Annotated in this window: 3 protein-coding genes; 1 reads left to right on the forward strand and 2 read right to left on the reverse strand. The window is 62.9% G+C overall.

Annotated features, from left to right (window positions below; translation table 11 throughout):
* Positions 1 to 1,886, forward strand: a 1,886-nt coding sequence (locus NW837_RS03530) for a chloride channel protein (RefSeq protein ID WP_414329300.1), incomplete at its 5' end; no start/stop codon positions are given.
* Positions 1,887 to 1,902: 16 nt separating this feature from the next.
* On the opposite strand, the gene NW837_RS03535 is transcribed toward NW837_RS03530, so the two are convergent.
* Both NW837_RS03535 and NW837_RS03540 read right to left on the reverse strand, forming a co-directional pair.
* Entirely contained in the window at positions 1,903 to 2,643 is a 741-nt protein-coding gene (locus tag NW837_RS03535; RefSeq protein WP_414329301.1) for an endonuclease III domain-containing protein, read from the reverse strand.
* 18 nt (positions 2,644 to 2,661) lie between these two features.
* Positions 2,662 to 3,286, reverse strand: a 625-nt coding sequence (locus NW837_RS03540; RefSeq protein WP_414329302.1) for a UDP-N-acetylglucosamine--N-acetylmuramyl-(pentapeptide) pyrophosphoryl-undecaprenol N-acetylglucosamine transferase, incomplete at its 5' end; no start/stop codon positions are given.

Raw genomic sequence — 3,286 nt, forward strand, 5'->3', positions numbered from 1 at the left:
CCCCTGAGCCGATCATGAACAGCGCCCCCGCTCTCCGCCTGCGCCTCTCCTCCGAGAACCTGCTGCTGCTGCTGGCGGCGGCAGTGGGGTTGGGCACGGGGCTATCGGTGGTTGGATTTCGCTACTTGATTGGCTGGTGGCGCTATCTGCTGCAGGACACCCTCGTGGATGGCATCGGTAAGGCCGCAGAACACTATGGCCTGTGGCTGCTGGGATCCTGGACACTGGCTCTGGCGCCGGTGCTGGGGGGCCTGCTGATCGGCGCTTTGGGGGCAGTTGTGCCCTTTCCCAACTTGAGCCTCTCCAGCTTGGTGAGTCCTGCTCGTCCTTTGGCACTTCAGCCCTGGTGGATCCCGCTCAAGCTCTTGGCGGCTGCCATCTCGTTGGGCGCGGGAGCTTCCCTTGGCCCTGAGGCCCCCAGTGTGGAAAGTGGCGCTTTGCTGGGATCCCTGCTGGGGCAAAACCTACGCCTCTCGCGGGAGCGGGTGCAACTGTTGATGGCTGCCGGAGCAGCGGCTGGCCTGGCGGCAGGGTTTAACGCGCCCATTGCCGGGGTGTTTTTGGCGCTGGAGCTGGCTTTGGCCCGCACCTTCACCACTTCTGCTGTCAGTGTGGTGGTGTTGGCGGCGGTGGTCTCCGCCTTGATCGCCCAGGTGGGGTTGGGGGCACAACCCGCTTTTCTTTTGCCCACCATCACCCAGCCGGCTTTTGTCTTGCCGGACTACGAGATCCACAGCTTGCTGGAGGTACCTCTGTATCTCGGCTTGGGCTTTTTGGCCAGCCTGGTTTCTATGGCCTTCAGCTACACCCTGGAGTGGGGCAAGCACCTGTTCAACAGTGGCCCCCTGGCGGCCTGGCCAGCTTGGAGCAAGCCCATTTTGGGGGGCGGGATCCTGGGCTGCGCAGGTTTGGGGATCCCATTGGCGTTGGGGGTGGGCTATGAAACCATTGAGTCGATTCTGCAGGCCGTTCCCTTTTCTCTTGGCCATCTGGGCCTGCTCCTATTGGGCAAGCTGTTGCTGAGCGCTTTGAGCCTGGGCAGCGGCTTTGTGGGGGGAACCTTTGCCCCGGCTTTGTTCATGGGGGCAGTGCTGGGGGCAGGCTACGGTCAGGTGCTATCTCAAGCTTTGCCCTTGATTGCCTTGTCTCCCCCTGCTGCCTACGCCATGGTGGGCATGGCGGCGGTGTTGGCGGCCAGCGTGCGGGCTCCGCTAACGGCCATCTTGCTGCTGTTTGAGATGACGCGGGACTATCACATTGCGCTGCCGGTGATGGCGGCAGTGGGTTTGAGCATCTGGCTGACGGAGCAGTTGCATTCGCCGGCCATCTACCCTTCCGCCCGTCGCTATCGCCACGCAACACTTGACGGAGTCCTTGGGCAGGAGCCTAGAGAGCTGACGGTGCAAGAGGTGATGGTGCCCCCATCTCTTTTGCTTCGGCAAGACACACCGCTGCGAGAAGCTCTGGAGAGTTTGCTGCAGCAAAAGTGCCATAGCGCGTTGGTGGTGGACGGACAGGAGCGGCTGCGGGGCATTCTCACCCTGGAAGATCTGGAGCGGGCCTTGGCCCATAAGGAGGCGGCGGAGTTGGCGGAGCTAACCGTACAGGAGGTCAGCCAATCTCCGGTTCTCACCACCTTCCCCGATGAGGCGGTGGCAGTGGCAGCTGAGCCGATGTACGAATACGATTTGCGCCAATTGCCGGTGGTTTCGCGGGAAGACCCAGAGCAGATCGTCGGCCTGTTGGATCGAGAGCGGGTGCTGCTCTCCCAAGAGATTCAATCGGTGCGGCAAGCCCTGGAGTTGGAAGTTCCCCCAGCAGAGAGAGACGCCGGCAGGAACGGACAAGAGGGGATCCCCGATGCTTCTACTGCGCCCGCAGAATAGAGCCCTGCTGTCGGGATCAGCGCTGCCGCCCAGAAGGGCAGGTGGGACGCAGCGGGCAGCGGCCACATTCGGGCATACGGGCCTTGCAGATGCGCTTGCCCAGCCGGACAAAGTTGACATGCAGGGAATAGGCTTTGCCCCTGGGGATCTGAGGGGAAAGCTGAGCAAAAGTGTCGTCGGGATGTTTGGCCCGCACCAAGCCCAGACGGTTGGCCACTCGATGCACATGGGTATCCACCGGGCAGAGATCCCGACCCAGCCCGAACAACAACACACAGGTGGCGGTCTTCAGCCCTACCCCTTTCAGGGAGAGCAAAAAATCGAGGGCGCCAGCATCGTCTAGCTCTCTTAGAAAGTCCAGACTCAGGGATCCCTGTCGTTCTTGAATGGCAGCCAGGATCTCCTGAATTCGGACTGCCTTGAGGTGGGCCAAGCCGCCGGGGCGAATCACCTGAACCAGATCTGCCGGATCGGCGGCCAAGACCGCTTCCCAAGAGGGAAAGGCGGCTTTGAGGGCGCGGAAGGCACGGCTGCTGTTGGCATCGGTGGTGTTCTGGGAAAGGATCGTGCCCACCAACTCGTCCAGGAGATCCGGGCGGGGGGAAAGCCCATCGGGAGCCCGCTGGGGGATCCCGAAGCACTGCTCTAGCCGCATCAACAGCGATTCCATCCTGTCGGCGGGCGGGAGTTCCGCCAGCAGGGTTGGGGACTCCGCCGCTTTGGCGGGCACAGGCGGGCGTTGGGAAAGGCTGTCCAATCTTGGCTGTACCACGGCTTAACGGGCAGAACTCTGGCGGATCTCCTGCAACAGGCGGGCAAGAACCTTGCTGGCATTGGGAGGAGCTGCGGCCTGCAAGCGAGCGGCCATTTGGGCAACCACCTGCGGCTGGGCCAACCAGGTCAACACCGTTTGCCGCAGCAAGTCCAGATTCTCTTCGGATTCTCGCATGACCACCCCCCCACCGCGCCCCACAAAGGCCAGAGCATTCTGATACTGATGATCCTCAGCGGCAAAGGGATAAGGGATCAAAATGGCCGGGGTGGCGGTGGTCAGCAACTCCGCCAGGCTCATGGCTCCGGCGCGGCTAATGGCAAAGTTGGCCCGCTGCAACAAGGCAGCTACATCTCGACGGAAAGGAAAGGGCCGGTAGCGGGGATGGCTGGGGATCCTGGCTTCCGGATCTTGAGCTTCGCTGCCGCCGGTCAAATGCACGATCCAGGCCCCCGCCTCCAACCAAGCTGGGGCACAGGCGGCCACCATGCGGTTGAGGCCCCGCGCCCCTTGGCTGCCCCCCATGACCACAATGAGGGGATCCCCGTCGGGAATGGGGAGGTCGGCAGGGAAAGGCTGGGGCGTGTAGAACTCGGCCCGCACCGGCGTACCCACCACTTGGGCGGCC

Source organism: Synechococcus sp. R6-10, assembly GCF_047461815.1.
Lineage (GTDB): Bacteria > Cyanobacteriota > Cyanobacteriia > Thermostichales > Thermostichaceae > Thermostichus.